The sequence below is a fragment of the Paenibacillus sp. FSL L8-0158 genome (assembly GCF_038592965.1).
Taxonomy (GTDB): Bacteria; Bacillota; Bacilli; order Paenibacillales; family Paenibacillaceae; genus Paenibacillus; species Paenibacillus polymyxa_D.
This window is the reverse complement of sequence record NZ_CP151949.1, coordinates 2,662,488-2,681,230: the sequence shown is the minus strand read 5'-3', so window position 1 is coordinate 2,681,230 and position 18,743 is coordinate 2,662,488. Positions and strand designations below refer to the sequence as shown.

Below are 18,743 nucleotides of genomic sequence, written 5' to 3'. Positions count from 1 at the left end.
ATTATTTCGTCTGCACTTGTTGCGCTTTCTGAGCGGCTATCCGGTGACCTTCGATATAACGTCTGGATTCAGCCATCTCATGCTCCTGGGCAGCTTCCATAATAATATGAACCCCCGGCTTGTACTGCTCCAGCAGTTCCATGTATAGACCATAGTTCATGTCTCCAAAACCCGGTGGCACCGTCTCAATTTCACCTGACGATGACAAACGCCGGTCTTTGGCATGCGCTGCGATAATCCGGGGGCCCAGCAGTTGGAAAGCTTCCCGAATGATCTCATCCTGCTGCGCCATATTTTCCGTTTTCAGCAGATTACCCGGATCAATCACAACACCGATGTGTGAAGAGGGCACTTCCTCCAAAAAGGTAGCCAACTCAACGGCAGTTCCAACCAAGTGATCGTTTGCTGCTTCCAATCCTACGAATATGCCCCACTTCTCCGCTTCATCTGCTAATTCACGCACTACTTCCCTTACAACTCTCCAGTCACGTTCCGTATAGGCGGTACCATCCTCATTACGTCCGACTTCAGCTGCAACCATGGGTGCTCCTAACAGACCCGCATATCGGATCAGCTCTTTAAAGCGCTCTACATTTTCACGCAGCAATTCCTCATCCTGTACAAAAAAATGCAAATAGCACCCGAGCACCGATATGGATACACCATGCTTACGAAATTCCTCTGCGATAGACAGTGCCAATCCCGGATTGAACTTACCCGGTTTATTAAAATCCACATCACTGATCGCTCTCCATGGAGCCAGCTGAACATGAGTAAAGCCCGCTGCGCCTACCTTTGCAGCCAATTCGCGATAAGGCAACTTGCCAAACAAATGTGCCAATACACCTACCGTCACTAAAATTCACCTCTTATTTTTATTTTTGTATGCTACTCGTTACCGTACTCTGCTCCAAGGTCTCATTGATGATGTGCGTAATCCGCTCCACTTCATCATGAATAAAAAAGTGTCCTCCCTCAAAGGTAAACATACGAAATTGCTGATCCGTATGCTGTGCCCATGCCTCCGCATCTTGTAAGGTCACCGTGTTATCGGTCATTCCCGTCAAAGCGGTGATAGGACAATGTAAAGGTGCGGCTTTAGCCGTGTACTTATACAACTCAACAGCTTTGAAATCCGCTCTTAACACTGGCATAAAATAGTCGTATAATTCCCGATTGTCAAAAATCGCTTCCGAAAGCTGACCGTACCGCTGCAAATGCGTCCTGAACTGATCTGCGGGCAGATCGTGTAACCACGGGGAATTTCTTGGGACATGCGGTGCCCGTCCACCCGAAACGAACAGATGAGCAGGCTTGCCATATCCACCGGCCACCAGCTTGTAGTACAGCTCGAATGAGATCATCGTCCCCATACTATGACCGTATATGGCATAAGGATCGCCGGGTGCTATCTCTTCGCTGATCTTGTGCAACAGATCCTCGCTCATCTCCTCAATGCTTTCCTTTAGCGGTTCCCCAGAACGAATACCTCTGCCCGCTAATTCCAGTGGAACAAGCTTAATCTGCGGAAGCAGCGACTTTTTCCATTTGAAGCTGACCGACGCCGATCCGCCTGCATATGGGATGAAAAATAATGTGATAGGTGCCATTCTTGCAACCTCCTGCCTTGCTAAATTCTAACTTTTTCATTTTAGCATAAAAAGGTATATTTACCCATTTCAAATATTTTGCAAATCCCAGAAGAATGGTTGAGAAAATCAAGCACATTTTACATAAGACGGGAAATGTCTTCCTAAAGGAAGAACGGCTTCATGTTTGAATATAATCATGTGTTGGGCCATTTATTTTTTCAAATCGAGAGGAGTTCTGCGCCATGAAGTATGGTTTCTTCGATGATATCAATCAAGAATATGTCATCCACACCCCTCAAACCCCTTATCCTTGGATTAATTATTTAGGTAATGAACGATTTTTTGGACTGATTTCCAATACAAGTGGCGGCTATGCATTTTACCGGGATGCTCGCTTACGTCGCTTAACACGTTACCGGTACAATAATATTCCTGTCGATAACGGTGGTCGTTATTTTTATATTTATGATGATGGGGATTATTGGACTCCAGGCTGGATGCCGGTCAAACGGGAGCTGGAGCAGTATGAATGCCGCCATGGACTTGGCTATACCTCAATTATGGGAGAACGCAACGGTATTCGAGCCACGCAGCTGGTTTTTGTGCCCCTATCCTTTGACGGCGAGGTTCATCAGGTTAAGCTTCAGAACACATCGTTACAAACCAAAAAGATCAAACTCTTTTCGTTCGTGGAATTTTGTCTGTGGAACGCCTATGACGATATGACCAACTACCAGCGCAACTTGAACACGGGCGAGGTTGAGATACAGGACTCTGTCATTTATCACAAAACGGAATACCGTGAACGCCGCAATCATTATGCTTTTTTCTCTGCTAATCGTCCGCTAGCGGGCTATGATACAGATCGTGAAGCTTTTCTGGGACTCTACAACGGATTAGATCAGCCTCAAACGGTCGCCGCTGGGCAAGCCTCGAACTCTATTGCCAGCGGATGGTCCCCTGTCGGATCACATTGCATTGAGATCACGCTGGAACCAGGCGAAGAAACAAGCTGTAACTTTGTACTCGGTTATGTGGAAAACCCCGAGGAAGAGAAATGGGAGTCCCACGGTGTTATTAATAAAAAACAGGCACATGCCATGATTGCGCAGTTTGCGGAAGAAGCCGATGTAAAAGAAGCTTTGAGTGAACTCCGAGCCTATTGGAACAATCTACTGTCCAAGTACACCCTTCAAAGCCACGACGACAAGCTGAACCGAATGGTAAACATATGGAACCCGTATCAATGCATGGTTACATTCAATATGTCGCGTTCAGCTTCGTATTTTGAATCCGGTATTGGACGTGGTATGGGCTTCCGGGATTCAAATCAAGATTTGCTCGGCTTCGTCCACCAAATACCGGAGCGGGCACGGGAACGGATTATCGACATCGCCTCTACTCAATTTGAAAACGGCGGAGCTTATCATCAGTACCAACCGTTAACCAAAAAAGGAAACCACGAGGTTGGCGGTGGATTTAACGACGATCCGTTGTGGCTAATTGTCGGTACCGCAGCGTATATCAAAGAAACGGGAGACTTTGGCATCCTGGATGAACAAGTGCCCTTTGACGGAAATGTAGAGCGTACGGCTACGCTGTTTGAACATTTGAAGCGTTCTTTTTACCATGTAATAGATAATCTTGGTCCACATGGTCTTCCACTCATTGGCCGAGCTGACTGGAACGATTGTCTGAATCTCAATTGTTTTTCCGTCACACCCGATGAGTCCTATCAGACAACACAGAATTTGGAGGGCCGAGTAGCTGAATCCGTGTTTATCGCCGGACTATTCGTATATACGGGACCGGATTTTATTGAGCTCTGCAAGCGCAGAGGTTTGGATGAAGAAGCGTCCACAGCTCAAGCCCATGTGGATCGTATGCGAGCAGCTACATTGGAGCATGGTTTTGACGGGGAATGGTTCTTACGTGCGTATGACCATTATGGAGACAAAATAGGAAGCAAGGATTGTGAGGAAGGTCAAATTTTTATTGAACCTCAAGGTTTCTGTGTCATGGCAGGAATTGGTGTTGAAGAAGGCCTAGCACATAAAGCTCTCGATTCTACACGTGATCGACTGGAAACTCCCTACGGCATTGTGCTGCAACATCCATCTTATTCCCGTTACTACATCAATCTGGGCGAAATCTCATCTTACCCTCCCGGGTATAAGGAAAATGCCGGTATTTTCTGCCACAATAACCCGTGGATTATGATGGCGGAAGCCGTAATAGGACGTGGGGATCGCGCTTTCGAGCTATATAGCAAAATTGCACCTGCCTATCTGGAGGACATCAGCGACATTCACCGCACCGAGCCGTATGTGTATGCTCAAATGATTGCGGGCAAGGATGCTGTTCGTGAAGGCGAAGCCAAAAATTCCTGGCTGACGGGTACAGCGGCGTGGAATTTTATAGCTATTACTCAATCTATCCTCGGTATCCAGCCGGAATGGGACGGTCTGCGTATTGACCCGTGCATTCCTACAGCCTGGGACGAATTCACAGTCACCCGCGTCTTCCGTGGCGATACCTACGTGATCCATATCACGAATCCCCAGCACGTCTCCAAGGGTGTAACTACGGTTACTGTAGACGGTACCATCCTTACGAATAATATTCTGCCGGTTGCAGGGGACGGGGCTATCCACCAAGTAAAAGTGTTGCTAGGCTAACAAGTTCATAGCCTTCAAAAAAATTAGCTTCAACTTCATCACATAGTATCTTATAATACGAGAATGGCTAAAGATACATTAAGTGTGGTGACATCATGAACAAGACAAAACGGCTTACTCAAACCATGGATTACAAAACAAAGCAAGCCCACTGGGTACGCAAAATGTTATTACTGTATTGGATGATTATAGGTGTACATTTTATCGTCCAGCTGGGCAGCTACTTATTTCTTGATTACGCCGCTTCGCCTTATGAATTTTACGTCGGAACCCTGATTGTTCCTACGCTAATCATGAGTGGTTCCAACTTACTGGCAGAGTTGGCTCATTTTAAATTTAACAGGTATTCTTTTGCGATCCTGTTTATGGCAAGCACCGTCATTTGCTGGATGATTATTCGCCTAAATTATGATATCCGGATTATTCCTGCGCTATGTTTGTTGCCTATTTTCTCTTCTATTCTGTTCTTCAATCGTCGCTTAATATGGATTTCCTTTGTATTGCAAGTGGTCGTCTTTTTTCTGTTGCTGGCAGCAGATGGATCATTCCGCAGCTATTTGTCAGACTTTGATATTGTGGCGATTCCAACCTTTTTGATTATGTCCACCTTTATTGCTCTCATTATTCAGGCCAGCGGCCGCGATTTGTTAGTGGATTTGTATAAAACAAAGCGTGCCCAACAGGAATTAATGATCAGTAATGCGATTATCAGCAAAATGTCCATGACTGATGGTTTGACAAAGCTGTACAATCATTTGTCCTTTCAAAACTTTTATGAAAAAGCACTCGAATATGCCGAACAAGGAGCGATCATCCATCTGGCGTTAGTGGATATTGATAATTTCAAGAAAATCAATGACAATTACGGACATCAGTTCGGTGATAAAATTTTGGAAGGCATCTCTCAAATCATTACAGAGCAAATTACAGCGAATGACATTCCGGCCCGCTATGGCGGTGAAGAATTTGCTATTTTGATGTTTGAGCATACTTCTGAGGAAGCCTATCAGATCGTTGAGAATATCCGGCGTGAAGTAGAGAATATGACCTTTCAGGAGAAAATGCAAATCGTTTCCGTAACCGTTAGCATTGGATTAAAAAGCTATACCGAGGATATGAACAAAGACAAAGATATATTTTTCCAGGAGACAGACAACTATTTGTATCAAGCCAAGCGCTCCGGGAAAAACAAAATTGTTGCTCTTAATCATACCGCTTAATGTAAAAATGCTTCATTTGATGAGACTCCGGCTTGCCGGAGTCTTTTTGTATATAGAGCTCAAAATTTAATAGAGTTGACAATTCCATAAGTTGAAACTAAAATGGTTACATATGTATTGGTTATTTACTTACTAAAAATAAGTCTAAGGAGATGATTTTTGTATGTCAACCCTCGTTATTGTCGTTCACCCTGATCTTGCGGAATCTCGCATTAACAAAAGATGGGTGCAAGAACTCAAGAAACAATCCGGCGTGACCGTTCACAACCTGTATGAAGTATATCCGGATGAGCAAATCAATGTCGCCCAGGAGCAGGAACTGCTAGAGCAGCATGACCGTATCGTTCTGCAATTCCCTTTTTACTGGTACAGCACTCCTTCCCTACTGAAAAAATGGCTGGATAAGGTTCTAACCTACGGCTGGGCTTATGGAAGCGAAGGTGGCAAGCTACAGGGCAAAGAGTTGTTGATTGCCTTGTCTGCTGCCAGTGTTGAGGAAAACTATCAACATGACGGACGGAATAGGTATACGATCGAAGAGCTACTGAGACCTCTGGAAGCTACAGGCCATATGATTGGTGTCAAATTGCTCCCTTATTTCGTACAATATGGTGCTGCAGTATTGACCGATGAGCAACTAGACCAATCCGCACAAAAATACGCGCAAACAGTTATTTCCTAATTTTTTACTAGAAAGCCCCTTGGACGGCGCCTGTCATACCTGCTTTACAGCAGACGGCAGCTCCAACCAAGGGGCTTTACTGATTGATTACATCGTAACCAAGGTACTGGTTACCTGTGCCATGCTTTCTTTAATAATGTCGCAGCCCTTACGCAAGTTTTCCAGACTTATCGTTAACGCAGGCATAATTTTAATTACCGTATCGTTACGTCCAGCACGCTCAATAATGAGCCCTCTACTAAAGCAGAGAGTCGCTACCTCCTTGGCGAACGCTTCTCCCAGATGGGATACATCAATTCCCCAGATCAGTCCCAAGCCACGAATTTCAATAAGAGGATCTATTGATTGGATATGTTCACGCAAGAACTGCTGAACAAAAGCCTCTTTTTCCTTCACTTGTGCTTCCAGCTCTACCGTATCTCTGAACTCCAGCGCAGCCTTTGCCCCGACAAAAGCAAGCTGATTTCCACGGAAAGTGCCGTTATGCTCACCCGGACTCCATATATCCAATTCTGGCTTGAGTAGCAACAGAGACATTGGCAAGCCGTATCCACTGATCGATTTGGACAAAACAACCATATCAGGAACGATTCCCGCCCGCTCGAATGAGAAGAATGAACCAACTCGACCGCAACCGACTTGAATATCGTCCACAATAAGCAAAATATCATGATCATCGCACAGCTGTCGCAAATCACGCAGCCATTCGGTATCTGCAATATGAATACCGCCTTCAGCCTGTACCGTTTCCAAAATGATCGCGGCAGGCTTTTCCACACCCGAGTGGGTGTCTGTTAAAAGCTGCTCCATATACAAAATGGTATCCATTCCGTTAAATGTGCTGTTATAAGGCATGAAGGTAACATTGTTCAGGGAAACTCCTGCGCTCTCTCGCATGGCGTTGTTGCTGGTAATCGATAAACTGCCCAGCGACATTCCGTGGAACGCACCCATAAAAGCAAAAATACCATTTCTGTTTTTCACCTTGCGTGCAAGTTTCAGTGCTGCTTCCACCGCATTGGTTCCGGTCGGTCCGCAAAATTGCAGCTTATAATTCAAGCCCTTGGGCTGGAGAATACGCTCTGAAAAAGACTCCATAAACTCTTGCTTGGCCGTCGTGTACATATCCAGACCATGCATAATCCGATCGGATGTTAAATAATCCAATAACCGGTTTTTCATAAAGTCATTATTATGCCCATAGTTCAAAGCCCCTGCCCCGGCAAAAAAGTCAATGTAACCCTTGCCTGCCTCCGTGTACAGTACATCATTTTTAGCTTTGTTGAAAACAACTGGAAAACTTCTGCAATAGGATCTTACATTGGACTCCAGCGCTTCGAATGTGTTCATGATCTCTCGTCCTCCCGCTGACCTGATTTTAAAAAATACAAGCATGGAAAGCAAAAAAATGTAAATATGTAATCTAAATGAGTAGACAGTCTGAATTCACAATGGGATATCCACACCAAAGAATCATGAGTACGATTACAAGAACAATTAAAGTACGAAAATTAAATACAGAGATAGCACATGAAGTAGATTAGTAGAAGATTAAATAGTGGGTTTTTCTAAGAGGCCTATCAGAGGATGTCAACTCCTATGTAATAAAATACCATAATTTTCATTTAAGTCAATGCATGTTTCTGAGGTGTTTTGTTAAATTTTTGTAATTTATCATCAACGACTTGTAGTATATTGTTAAAAGAAAACGAAAAATGTCGTATTATAGAAACAAATCTCAAAAATAGTACATTTCCATATCAAATAGATATACGTTTGGACTGTTTGGCCACAGGATTGCCACAAATAAATCTGATCTTTTGACAGACTGTCCAAAGGAGTTTACTCTATCAACAGAACCTGCCAAAAACTTGTTGTAAACATTGCAGCTACCCTAACTATTTGGCTCGAATTTGATAGAAAGATAAGGAAATATGATCATGTCTAATGTTTTGATTATTGAAGATGACAATATGCTGGGAGATACCCTTTCCTTGTATTTAACAGGAGAAGACTACAACGTTACTCGAGTGGAACAAGCGTCTGAGGGTATTGCTAGGCTTGAGATCGTACAGCCCGATATTATTTTGCTGGATCTGTTGCTTCCAGATTTGGATGGAATGAATCCCTGCCCACTGATACGCAAGCATACGGACGTGCCCATCATCGTGATTTCTACAGAAAACAACATATCAGAGCGCATTCGTACACTTACGTTGGGAGCAGATGATTATATTTGCAAGCCTTTTAGTATGCAAGAGCTAAAAGCACGGATGGAAGCTCTTTTCCGTCGTATTGAAATCACGCGCTTGCAAGGAAGAGGCAGAGCACCTGAACCTGATTCGGGCATTACTTTGGATCTAGCGAGAAGAATGATTACCGTAAACGGACAAAATGTGGAGACAACATATTCAGAATTTGAGCTCATGAAGCTTTTTTATTTGAACCGGGGAATTGTATTCAGTAGGTATGCTTTGATTCAGGCTCTCCGTGGCACAGACTCCTTTATTAATGAGAGGGCTGTGGACGTACATATTAACCATTTACGCAGAAAAATCGAAAAAGACCCTAAGAAACCGCAATTGATCAAGACCATCTGGGGAATCGGCTACAAATTTATGCAATAGCACGGTCAGCTCCAGGGAAGTGATGACTTGATTTGGTTAATATCTTTCTGAACCGTGCTCAGATGCTCTTTCCAGTCTGGATACAGTTCTCCTATTGAGGTTTCATTGCTGCGCTTCAATGCCTTTTCCAGCTCTATTACCTTTGCCAGCAACTCAGGCGCGCACAGGTTCCCCGTTCCTCCCTTAAGCGAGTGGATTAATCGAAGAGCAGAAGATAACTGCCCATTGTCCATTTTTCTCACAACTCTTTTATCGAGATACTCGTATTCCTGTATCCATTTATAAAGGGCAAATTGAAAAATATACACCTTGCCATCCATGCCAGCTATCGACTGCTCAGCGTGAATACCATGTAAATCTTGCAGCCACGCTAAATTAATCCAGCTAGTTAACACTCTAGCAGCGGTCAGTTCATGGACAGGCTTGAGCAACACGGCATTAATTCCGGCACGAAGACAAACTTCCTGTTCATGCTGCACAGCATCAGCGGTAAAAGCGATAATGGGAAGCCTGTTAAAAGCTTTGTTTCTCCGAATATGTCTCGCCGTCTCAAAACCATCCATCTCTGGCATATGCAGATCAAGCAGCACCATATCCCAGTAACGCAGTTCCAGTAACGCTATTAGTTCTCTTCCGTTCGTGACCATCGTTACTTCAAAGTTACGCTCTGCTAAAAACTCGGTAATCACCACCTGGTTAATTTCGTTATCCTCTGCTATGAGAATTTGATACTTCTGTGTTGTATCCCCCATCTCATTACGGAAACTCATCGTCGCATGAGTCTCCAGTGTATTACAATCAGTAGCCACTGACCGTTCCTTCTTCCAGCAGAGAACCTCCAGCAGAGCGTTCCGGGTAACGGGCTTGGACAACAAGGCATCCACACTATGATCCATGTCCCCAGCAGCTATTCTTTCCATCTGAAACACAGTTGTAAGTCCAATGATCTGAGTTATCTGCCTATCCAGCATTTGAAGCCATTGCCTCCGGGAGTCCAGTTCTCTAAAACCTTCCATCCCCATATCAATGATAACAAAATCAAAATGCTCACCCTTTTGAAAAGCGTCCATACTTTCTTGGAAGGATGAAATAGTGAATGTTTTTAATCCCAAATCTTGCAGTAGTTTGTTCAAGCTGTATCTCACCAGTTCATGCTGTGCAACAATTAAGGCTTTGCCTTCTATTTGTTTTTCTATTCGTGTGCTTCCTGCATTCAATTCCCCAGTTTCCAGCTCGACATTAAAGTAAAATTGACTGTACTCTCCTAATCGGCTTTTCACCTCTACCTTCCCGCCCATAGCTTCAGCCAAATGCTTGCTAATAGCCAAACCTAGCCCAGAGCCCCCATATCTGCGGCTGGTTGATGTACTCGCCTGGATAAAAGGGATGAATAGCTTGTCCTTACACGTCTCGGAAATTCCTATGCCCGTATCTTCTACCATAAAAGAAACGCCTACTCGCCCTTCCTGCTGACTTAGCTTTTTTACATGTAACAATACATGTCCTTGATCCGTAAACTTGATGGCATTGGTCAGAAGATTTGAAAGCACCTGCTCCATTCGAAGCGGATCTCCCTTAAACCTTTTCGGTAACGGCGGGTCCGTTATAAATACGACCTCTATTCCCTTATCTTCGAGCAAAGTTCCAATGGTATCTGCGAGATGCCGAAGCATTTTTTCCGGCTCGAATTCTACCTTTTCCAGTTCCAGACTGCCGGCTTCCATTTTGGAAAAATCCAATACGTTACTGAGCATGGATGAAAGGGTACGCGAGGAAGCATGAAGCTTGTGGAGGTAATCTCTTTGAACGGCAGTCAGTTCAGTCTTATTCAACAGCTTTGACAGACCGATGATTCCATTCAGCGGGGTGCGAATTTCGTGACTCATATGAGCCAAAAAAACGCTTTTCGCATGGTTAGCCTCGTCCATCTCCTTTCTCTTCTGCTCTGAGGCTTTATACTCCGTAATATCCAACACGTGACCGATAACAGACCTCGTAACCCCGTCCTCCATAACCGGATGTAAGGTAATGAGAGCTGAATATTCCCAAAACTCCAATTCAAATACGGTTCGATCACCAAACCAGGCCTGTTTGTAGTATTGGTTAAGTTGCTCCATCGTTTCAGAGGAAAGCTCCAAAATGTCACCGAGGCGCTTCACATGCTCCCTTTTATTGTAGTTGACTTGCAGATTCAGACCCACGCGCTCCAGCAATTCACCTTCAAGCAGCCTATAATAAAATTCCTCACCGCTTTTCTCCAGCCTAAAGGTAAAGCCAGGTTGAACCCGGAGTAAATTCAGCAGATCACGGTCTTTGTTTAACAAACGTTGTCCATATGTATACTTAGCGGTGGTTAAAGTGTGCACAAACAGAGTCATGAATATTAGACCCATCCCTAACTCTAGCACGCAGGTCAACAGTGTTTTATCACTTATGCCAAAACATAAGAACAACATTCCCGCCCCTCCATAAAATACACCTGTGATCGCCTGACGAACAAGTTGACGCTGAAAAACCAAAACTAACAATAATATCACGATAGCACATAGCATTAAATCTCGAACCAAGTGTTCGCCCCCTTATAATCTTCCATGTTTTGTGAGATATATCGAAAATATAAAAAAACTCAGGACAGATTCCTTATGCCATAAGGCTTAAAGAACTGTCCCGAGCATTCATTGTACTATACATTCCATAGGGTTCAAGTTCATTTTAATATTTGAAACGACTGATCATCGCCTTCAAATCAGCAGCCATGGTTGAAAGCAACTGTGCAGAAGCTGATATTTCCTCCATGGAAGCCAGTTGCTCTTGTGAGGAGGCAGCAACTTCCTCAGATGTGGCGGCATTACCGGTCGCAATCGTCGCCAGCTCGTTGGCTGTCGCTGCAATCTCTTGTACACTGGCTGATATTTGCTGTGCAATCGCAGCGACCTCCTCTACCTGAGGCGTTGTCTCTCGAATGCCCTCCATCGCATGACCCAGCTTGACAATGGTTGCTTTGGAAATCTGCAGTCCATCCTGCACCTCAGTCGTAACCCTGTCCATCGTCTTCACTGTTGTTTCGGTTTCATGCTGAATTTCGGCAATCAAGGTGGCAATCTGTGTGGCGGAAGTTTGAGACTGCTCTGCCAGCTTACGCACCTCATCAGCAACGACGGCAAAGCCTTTTCCATGATCACCCGCTCTGGCTGCTTCAATAGCTGCATTCAAGGCCAGCAGGTTTGTCTGATTGGAGATATCGCCGATAACCTTCGTAATTTCACCAATTTCATGAGAGCGGGCTTGCAAGGTTTGAATCATCTGGTTAGAACGCTCTACTGATTGATGAATGGAATTCATTTGCTCGCCTGTCTGCTCAACAGACTTTCGTCCTTCCTCGGCTTGCAAGGCAGATCGTTTGGCCAAATCGGCTACCGAAATCGAGCGTTCAGCGATTTGGGTGATCCCCTGTGCAATTTCATCCAGGGCCACCGAATTATTTTCCAGCCCTGTAGTCTGCTTCTCTGCACCACTGGCTATTTCTTGCACAGCCTGGGACACCTGCTCACTTGCAGCACTGGTTTGTTCCGCACTTATCGTCAGTTCATTCGAAGAAAGGGCGACATGATCTGCACTGTTCCCTACGTTCTGAATGACAGATCGCAAGTTATTCTGCATATTTTGAAAAGCCACTCCTAATTCTCCGATCTCGTCCTCGCTCTTTACTTGGATGTCCTGTGTCAGATCTCCGGCGCTCACATTTACCGCTTGTTCTTTTAACTTTAAAATCGGTTTGATGATGGAACGGATCAGGAAATAAACAATGATAATACCAATCACAAGACAACCGACGATGGTTAGTAAAGTGCTGATCAAAATCGGTCCTGCTGCTTCATCGACTTCAGACATATACAGCGTTCCGCCTATCTTCCAGCCAGTCAGCTTGTTAGTCGCATAGTTCATATATTTGGGCTGGCCTTCATACTCATACTCGTATTCACCAGTATCGCTCTGAAACATGCGTGATTCAATATCTGTAATTTTGGTGCCTGCTTCCTTCGTCGGATGTACAATGTAAGTATGGTTGCTGTCCAGCAATATGGCATAACCTTCATGACCTACTTTAATATTGTTCAACGTCTCTTTAATACCACCAATTTTCAGGTCAATGCCAATAACACCCGATCCATCTGACGTTGCCCTAGACACCGTAACCGTCATTTGCTTCGAGCTTGCCGAAAGATAGGGAGAACTAATCGCTGTCTTTGCTTGCTCCTTTATCGCTTCATCGTACCAAGGTCTGACCCGTGGATCATAATTGTCCGGTAACTGCTTTTGTGGATAGGTTATAAATTTACCGTCCTTCGTACCATAAGAGATGGATTCTGCTTCAGGATGAAGTGCAGCATATTGCTTGAAAAACTCTTCCAGTTTGGCCGCTTGTTCCTCCGTCTCTACCCGATTGCCTTTTAGTCTTTCTGCAAAATATTCTGCGTCATGTACCTTGGGTTTAATAGTACTATCAATAATAAAATTAGTACGGATGATAGCCTGCTCGGCACTTTCTTCAATCTGGTTTCGAATCTGCTGGCTAGCGCTTATAAACGACAAAGCCCCCACGATCATGGACGGTAAAATCAGAAATGCAATAAAGGCGACCATTAGCTTCGTTTTAAAATTTTTGCTGAGCATCCTTGCGACTAGCCACTTTTTTCCCGATAACTTCTTCATTAATAAACATCTCCATTTCATTACCTGGATTTCCTAACCTATAGTGAACCTCTTCGTCTTGCCGATGATGACAATCACCCGACAGACTCTCTTTCACATTTTTCACTTCTGCTGCTAAAACGCTTGGACATAAAAGATATAAACGCGCTAGTTAAATAGGTATATGTACTTATCTTCGAAAACAACAAGGCTGGTCGGAACCGGTTCTTTGATATAATATACCTAAAAAATATTAAAAAAAATGCGTAGCACATATTAAGAAAATGTTAGTTTCATCTCACTATACCTATCACTTAACATGAAAATAATCCCCCTGAAGGTAGCAAACATAGGGTCATTTTCGAAAATCACCATATGTTTTCTACTCCCAAGGGGATTAGGTTCGATCGCTTTATTCAGTTCTAATCCAACAACACCTTCAGATCTTCGAGCCTGGTAACAGGTGCCTGACAGGTAAAATGCTCACACAAATATACGGCTGGTTTGCCTTCCACAAGATCGTAATCACGGATATAAGGAGCCGTCTCTGCAAACTCCGACTGTCCTTCATCCTTCAAAATAACGACCGTATTCGGCCTGAACCCAGCTCGAACCGCCTGAATGAACTGTACGGTCTGCGGATCATCCCTGTGACCCACAATCACAATCTCCTTCGTCGTTCCCGTCGCATACAACAACGCGCTGAGCAACGCGGAGTGGCCTGACGGGTAATGAGCAACCATACCGCCAAAAGCCTTAAACTGCTTGGCTGCATAGTTCTCCAATCCAGATTCACCCGTTATCCGCGCAAGCCGCACAAAATTATAGGCCGCAATGCTATTACCTGACGGAATGGCTCCGTCATCAATTTCTTTAGGCTTGGCAATGAGCTGCTCACTATCTGACCCATAAAAGAATAATCCGTCCCGTTCCTCATCCCAGAACAAATCGATCATATTTTGATTGAGCGTCAACGCCCGTTGCAGATATTGTACATCGAAGGTCGCCTGGTATAGCTCGATCAAGCCCCACACATAAAAAGCATAATCATCCACATAACCGGGATAAGCTGCCTCGCCGTCCCGATAACGCGCCAACAGCCGTCCGTCCTCCCGTCTCAAATGGTTCCACAAAAACGTCTCCGCTTTCTGGGCTTGCTCTGTATATCTCGTATCTCCAAAAGCTTGTCCTGCCTTCGCCAGTGCAGCAATCATCAACCCGTTCCACGAGGTCAAAATCTTGTCATCCTTGTGAGGATGAACCCGTTGCTCTCTGGCAGCAAACAGCTTGGCGCGTAGCTCACTAACCCGCTGCTCCAGTTCCTGCTCAGTCAAGTCATGCTTGATCCTATAGGCTTCCAGATTGATATCAATCAGGTTTGGAATGTTGTGACCTTCAAAATTTCCGTAAGGCGTAATCCCATACAAATCGTTGAAAAAGGCGGCATCCTCATCGCCTAGTACAGCCTTTACCTCAGAGTCGTCCCAGACATAGAATCTCCCCTCTTCTCCTTCGGAATCCGCATCCTCCGCCGAATAAAAGGCACCACCTGCATCCGTCATGTCCCTTGCGATATATGTAAAGATTTGTTCTGTAATCCGTCGGTACAGTTCCTTGCCTGTCACCTGCCAAGCCTCTGTATACGCGATGGCCAACAGAGCATTGTCATACAGCATTTTTTCAAAATGCGGCACCAACCACTTCTCATCCACGGAGTATCGTGAGAACCCCATGCCTATATGGTCGTAGATTCCGCCCCGGGACATCGCATCCAGCGTCTTCTCTGCCATTTCCAGTGCCTGTTGATTCCCCGTATGCTGTGCATATCGCAGCAAAAAAGACAGGTTATGTGGAGAAGGAAACTTGGGAGCTTCCCCGAAGCCGCCATATTCCTTATCGAAGGTGTGACTGTATTCATGGAAAGCTTTATTCAAGCTCTGTTCATCCAGTTCACCGCGATAACCTGCAAGCAAGTCCTGCCGCTCATGCTCGGTAAGCACCTGCTCACTCAGTTCCACCAGCTCTTCCGGCTGTTCTTTCCATCGGGTACCCACCTTGCCAAGCAGCTCCAACAGTCCGACACGGCCAAACTTCTGCTCCTTGGGCAAATACGTCCCCGCAAAAAAAGGTTTCTGATCCGGCGTCATCAATATCGTCAGTGGCCAGCCTCCATGCCCCGTCATCGTCTGGCAGATGGACATATAGATATGATCCACATCCGGACGTTCTTCACGATCCACCTTAATGGATACGTAATCCCGGTTTAATACCTCAGCCACTTCTTCATCCTCGAAAGATTCTCTCCCCATTACATGGCACCAATGACAAGTGGAATAGCCGACAGATAGGAAAATAGGCTTGTTATCACGCTTAGCCATTTCAAAAGCCTCATTTGACCAAGGGAACCAATTTACTGGATTGTGAGCATGCTGTAGCAAATACGGTGATTTTTCCTTAGCTAGTCGATTCGGTTTGCTGCTCGTTGTCATGGGACATCACCACTTCCGTAGTTGAATTTTATACTTGGTACTATTTTACCCTAAATGGGTGGTAAAAGTCGGAAGAAATGAAAAAAGATAATGACTCTCAAACATTATACTCATTAGAATTTATATCAAATATCTCCAGAGCTTTCAGCAAGGCGTATTCACTTGTTCTGGCCCCTTCTTTTGAAAAATGTGCTTCTGGAAACGCGGGAGACATATGATGGTACCCGGGATAGACATGTAATTCCACTGAGACACCATCAAAGGCCAGTTGTTTTGCAAAAAACAAGGATTCATCAATGAATAAATCAATGGTACCTATATTTATATAAGTCGGTGGTAATCCGGCCAATGACTTAGCGCGAGCCGGCACATAATACTCACTTACCTCCTCCTGACCCGGTTCATCCCCCAATACAGATTTCCAGCCAAAATAATTACTTTGTTTAGTCCAAATAAACTCTCCTGCGTATGGATGCTCTGGTGCGGTACTTGTGCGATCATCTAGCATTGGCCTCATTAAACTTAGATGATGGATTTCGAATTCCTTCTGATCACGAATGTACAAAGCTAGGCCAGCCGCCAAACCGCCGCCAGCGCTACTGCCCCCTATGGCAACTTTCTGAGTATCTATCCCTAACTCTTCCGCATGTTCAATGCACCATTTTAGGCCCGAATAACAATCCTGTAACTGACTTGGCTGTACATGCTCTGGTGCTAGACGATAGTACACAGACACACAACAGAAACCATGTTTTGCCGCAAGAGATGCATTAGCAGGACGATCCACGACTGGACTTCCTAAGACCATCCCGCCTCCGTGTATCGAATAATATAGAGGCATCTTATGATGCTTTGATTGTTTGGGCTTAATGATTTCGATTTGAATATCTGGACCACTAAAATAACTTGGCACAGCCTTTTTTTCTAATGTAATAGGGAACATCTGCGTTACATCTATTTGTTGCATCATTTGAGATTGATTTTTACGTGCTTCCCTTAGTGTAGATTCGGTAAGATCGGTTGTTGGTATTAGATCAACTGCACTGATAATTTCTGGATCGATCAGGTGTCTACTTCTACTTTTTTGCTCCCCCATAATAATCTTTTCCTCACTTTCTTGTTTTAAAGACAATGAATCAATACATATTTTCCTTCAATTGTTGTTGTCGTTTATATTTATATTTTAAGTTTAAAATCAGCTTTATAAATGAAAACAACGAGTTAGAATCATTTTTGACATAAAAATTATGAAAAAAAAAAATGAAATGCCAAAAAAGTATTTTGGAATCTGGCTGTGGGAATGCGAAGACACATCAAACCTTTTAACAAACAAAAAGACGCTACCGGATTGATCGTTCACAGCGATCATCCGGTCGCGTCCTAAGCTTATCACGTTATGTCCATCTACTTTTTATGTGAATAAACAATTTTCTTAATGGTTTCGGTAGAGAGGAAAAACTCATTAGCTAATTGCTCGATACTGCTTCTATTTTGAAAAGCATTTCTGATTGCGGCATTTCGCTGTTCTAGCAAACATCTCCCGCCACTCAAACTTCCCCAATTCATATATTCCGTTTTTGGCTTAGGAATATACAGGATCTCTCCTTGAACATATTTTTGGATTTCCATAATTAATTCTTGAGGTAAAACTTTTGAAGCATTCGTATATCTCAATTTTACTCGCCCCTTATTTTGATTTTTTAAAATAAGGTGCAAAGCCAAAAATATTAAAAAGCTTATTCAGCGTTAAAAATTGTTTCGCCCCATACAAAGTAACGCTTTCCTAATAATTGGCTTTGCATGAGTGTAAGAAGTCACAGACAATCCTAACAGATTCTCCATCAGTAGGCACCCCCTTTTACCTCGCAAGTATAGCATAACTTCTGCTCACCTGGGACCAGCTAAATGATATCAGCAAAAAGCAAGCGATTAAAAATTGAGCTGTTAGATAGCTGATTTTAAACACTAACCATGAATACGAACCACATAAATCCGTAGATTAAAGCAACTAGCCCTACAATGCCCAACAAGCAAAAAAGTAAAAGCATAAGAACAAATTTTTTACCATCCATAACCGACTCCCCAATACTTTTTCCAGAGTGTGAGACACACTTTCTAACTTAGCTTCCGAATAAAAATTTGAAATTAAGTGCATTTATCCAGCTGAACAGGTGTCCCCGTTAGCCAATGAGCGGCTTCTAGGTGTTACAGATTTTACACAGATTTATACTCTCTGCTTGGTTAGCCTGTCTTGCGTGTATTTTTTCATTGCAAATCTTGCTATTGGCTGAGCAACCAGTAGCTCAATCCAAAATGCTACACCAAAATTTCTAAACCAACTGTGGAAGAAGTTCTGAAAAGATTTGTTTGTCCTACGAATTTGGGTCTCACTTTACCCACTAATGGTCTCGCAACCAATCTTACTAACAAAATAACGATAATCCACATAAACGGGATAATCTTTAGCGTTTCTAAATAATTTTCTTTACTAAAGCAGCGTTCCAACCTATAATAATCGGGGCGATCGTGTTTACTGAATACATACTGATTTAATAATTATATCAACTTTTTTTAAACAAATGAAAGGATTTCTGGAACATTTCCCCTCAGTGACATCGTTAACTGTGACGATCCTTGGACAGTCACTACAAGAGTAGAAAGAGAAGGAACGGTTAAAAGGACCTCTAGATATAATTTCAATAGGTCCTAAGCTATCCCCCTCTCCTTCGAGATAAATATACCCGCAAGTTGGACACATAAAAT

12 protein-coding genes are annotated in these 18,743 nt (G+C 43.8%); 4 read left to right on the top strand and 8 right to left on the bottom strand.

What is annotated here, in order from left to right; all coding sequences use genetic code 11:
- Window position 1: 1 nt before the first annotated feature.
- Complete coding sequence (locus tag NSQ68_RS12140; RefSeq protein ID WP_342428956.1) at window positions 2-856, bottom strand: sugar phosphate isomerase/epimerase; 855 nt, start codon at window positions 854-856, stop codon at window positions 2-4.
- Between the two features lie 19 nt (window positions 857-875).
- Window positions 876-1,610: an alpha/beta fold hydrolase gene (locus NSQ68_RS12135; protein ID WP_342428955.1), complete on the bottom strand. Its 735-nt coding sequence runs from the start codon at window positions 1,608-1,610 to the stop codon at window positions 876-878.
- A gap of 224 nt (window positions 1,611-1,834) precedes the next feature.
- Between NSQ68_RS12135 and NSQ68_RS12130 the strand changes: the two genes are divergently transcribed.
- The 3 genes from NSQ68_RS12130 to NSQ68_RS12120 all read left to right on the top strand — a co-directional run bounded on the left by NSQ68_RS12130 (window position 1,835) and on the right by NSQ68_RS12120 (window position 6,172).
- Entirely contained in the window at window positions 1,835-4,270 is a 2,436-nt protein-coding gene (locus NSQ68_RS12130; protein ID WP_342428954.1) for a glycosyl transferase, read from the top strand.
- A gap of 95 nt (window positions 4,271-4,365) precedes the next feature.
- Window positions 4,366-5,490, top strand: coding sequence for a GGDEF domain-containing protein (locus NSQ68_RS12125; protein WP_342428953.1), 1,125 nt, complete (start codon window positions 4,366-4,368; stop codon window positions 5,488-5,490).
- A 163-nt stretch (window positions 5,491-5,653) separates the two neighbouring features.
- The gene (locus NSQ68_RS12120; RefSeq protein WP_039275063.1) at window positions 5,654-6,172 is read left to right on the top strand and encodes an NAD(P)H-dependent oxidoreductase; all 519 of its coding nucleotides are present in this window, start codon (window positions 5,654-5,656) and stop codon (window positions 6,170-6,172) included.
- A gap of 87 nt (window positions 6,173-6,259) precedes the next feature.
- Here the strand turns inward: NSQ68_RS12120 and ectB are convergent, their stop codons facing one another.
- Window positions 6,260-7,522 (bottom strand): diaminobutyrate--2-oxoglutarate transaminase, encoded by a 1,263-nt coding sequence (gene ectB, locus NSQ68_RS12115; protein WP_342428952.1) that lies wholly within the window; start codon window positions 7,520-7,522, stop codon window positions 6,260-6,262.
- A 590-nt stretch (window positions 7,523-8,112) separates the two neighbouring features.
- Between ectB and NSQ68_RS12110 the strand changes: the two genes are divergently transcribed.
- Entirely contained in the window at window positions 8,113-8,799 is a 687-nt protein-coding gene (locus NSQ68_RS12110; protein ID WP_307354084.1) for a response regulator transcription factor, read from the top strand.
- Between the two features lie 5 nt (window positions 8,800-8,804).
- Here the strand turns inward: NSQ68_RS12110 and NSQ68_RS12105 are convergent, their stop codons facing one another.
- The 5 genes from NSQ68_RS12105 to NSQ68_RS12085 all read right to left on the bottom strand — a co-directional run bounded on the left by NSQ68_RS12105 (window position 8,805) and on the right by NSQ68_RS12085 (window position 17,654).
- A complete protein-coding gene (locus tag NSQ68_RS12105) occupies window positions 8,805-11,366 on the bottom strand; it encodes a response regulator (RefSeq protein WP_342428951.1) in 2,562 nt (853 codons plus the stop codon).
- A gap of 145 nt (window positions 11,367-11,511) precedes the next feature.
- Entirely contained in the window at window positions 11,512-13,512 is a 2,001-nt protein-coding gene (locus NSQ68_RS12100) for a methyl-accepting chemotaxis protein (RefSeq protein WP_342428950.1), read from the bottom strand.
- A 401-nt stretch (window positions 13,513-13,913) separates the two neighbouring features.
- Window positions 13,914-15,980: a thioredoxin domain-containing protein gene (locus NSQ68_RS12095; protein ID WP_342428949.1), complete on the bottom strand. Its 2,067-nt coding sequence runs from the start codon at window positions 15,978-15,980 to the stop codon at window positions 13,914-13,916.
- A gap of 97 nt (window positions 15,981-16,077) precedes the next feature.
- On the bottom strand, window positions 16,078-17,076 hold the full coding sequence (locus NSQ68_RS12090; RefSeq protein ID WP_342428948.1) for an alpha/beta hydrolase: 999 nt from the start codon (window positions 17,074-17,076) through the stop codon (window positions 16,078-16,080).
- A gap of 308 nt (window positions 17,077-17,384) precedes the next feature.
- Window positions 17,385-17,654, bottom strand: coding sequence for a CD3324 family protein (locus NSQ68_RS12085; protein ID WP_342428947.1), 270 nt, complete (start codon window positions 17,652-17,654; stop codon window positions 17,385-17,387).
- Window positions 17,655-18,743: the final 1,089 nt, after the last annotated feature.

What these genes read in the sequence shown, in the direction of transcription:
- NSQ68_RS12090 (WP_342428948.1), bottom strand. Translation starts at nt 17,076, where the DNA reads ATGGGGGAGCAAAAAAGTAGAAGTAGACACCTGATCGATCCAGAAATT.
- NSQ68_RS12120 (WP_039275063.1), top strand. Translation starts at nt 5,654, where the DNA reads ATGTCAACCCTCGTTATTGTCGTTCACCCTGATCTTGCGGAATCTCGC.
- NSQ68_RS12110 (WP_307354084.1), top strand. Translation starts at nt 8,113, where the DNA reads ATGTCTAATGTTTTGATTATTGAAGATGACAATATGCTGGGAGATACC.
- NSQ68_RS12095 (WP_342428949.1), bottom strand. Translation starts at nt 15,980, where the DNA reads ATGACAACGAGCAGCAAACCGAATCGACTAGCTAAGGAAAAATCACCG.
- NSQ68_RS12125 (WP_342428953.1), top strand. Translation starts at nt 4,366, where the DNA reads ATGAACAAGACAAAACGGCTTACTCAAACCATGGATTACAAAACAAAG.
- NSQ68_RS12135 (WP_342428955.1), bottom strand. Translation starts at nt 1,610, where the DNA reads ATGGCACCTATCACATTATTTTTCATCCCATATGCAGGCGGATCGGCG.
- ectB (WP_342428952.1), bottom strand. Translation starts at nt 7,522, where the DNA reads ATGAACACATTCGAAGCGCTGGAGTCCAATGTAAGATCCTATTGCAGA.
- NSQ68_RS12130 (WP_342428954.1), top strand. Translation starts at nt 1,835, where the DNA reads ATGAAGTATGGTTTCTTCGATGATATCAATCAAGAATATGTCATCCAC.
- NSQ68_RS12100 (WP_342428950.1), bottom strand. Translation starts at nt 13,512, where the DNA reads ATGAAGAAGTTATCGGGAAAAAAGTGGCTAGTCGCAAGGATGCTCAGC.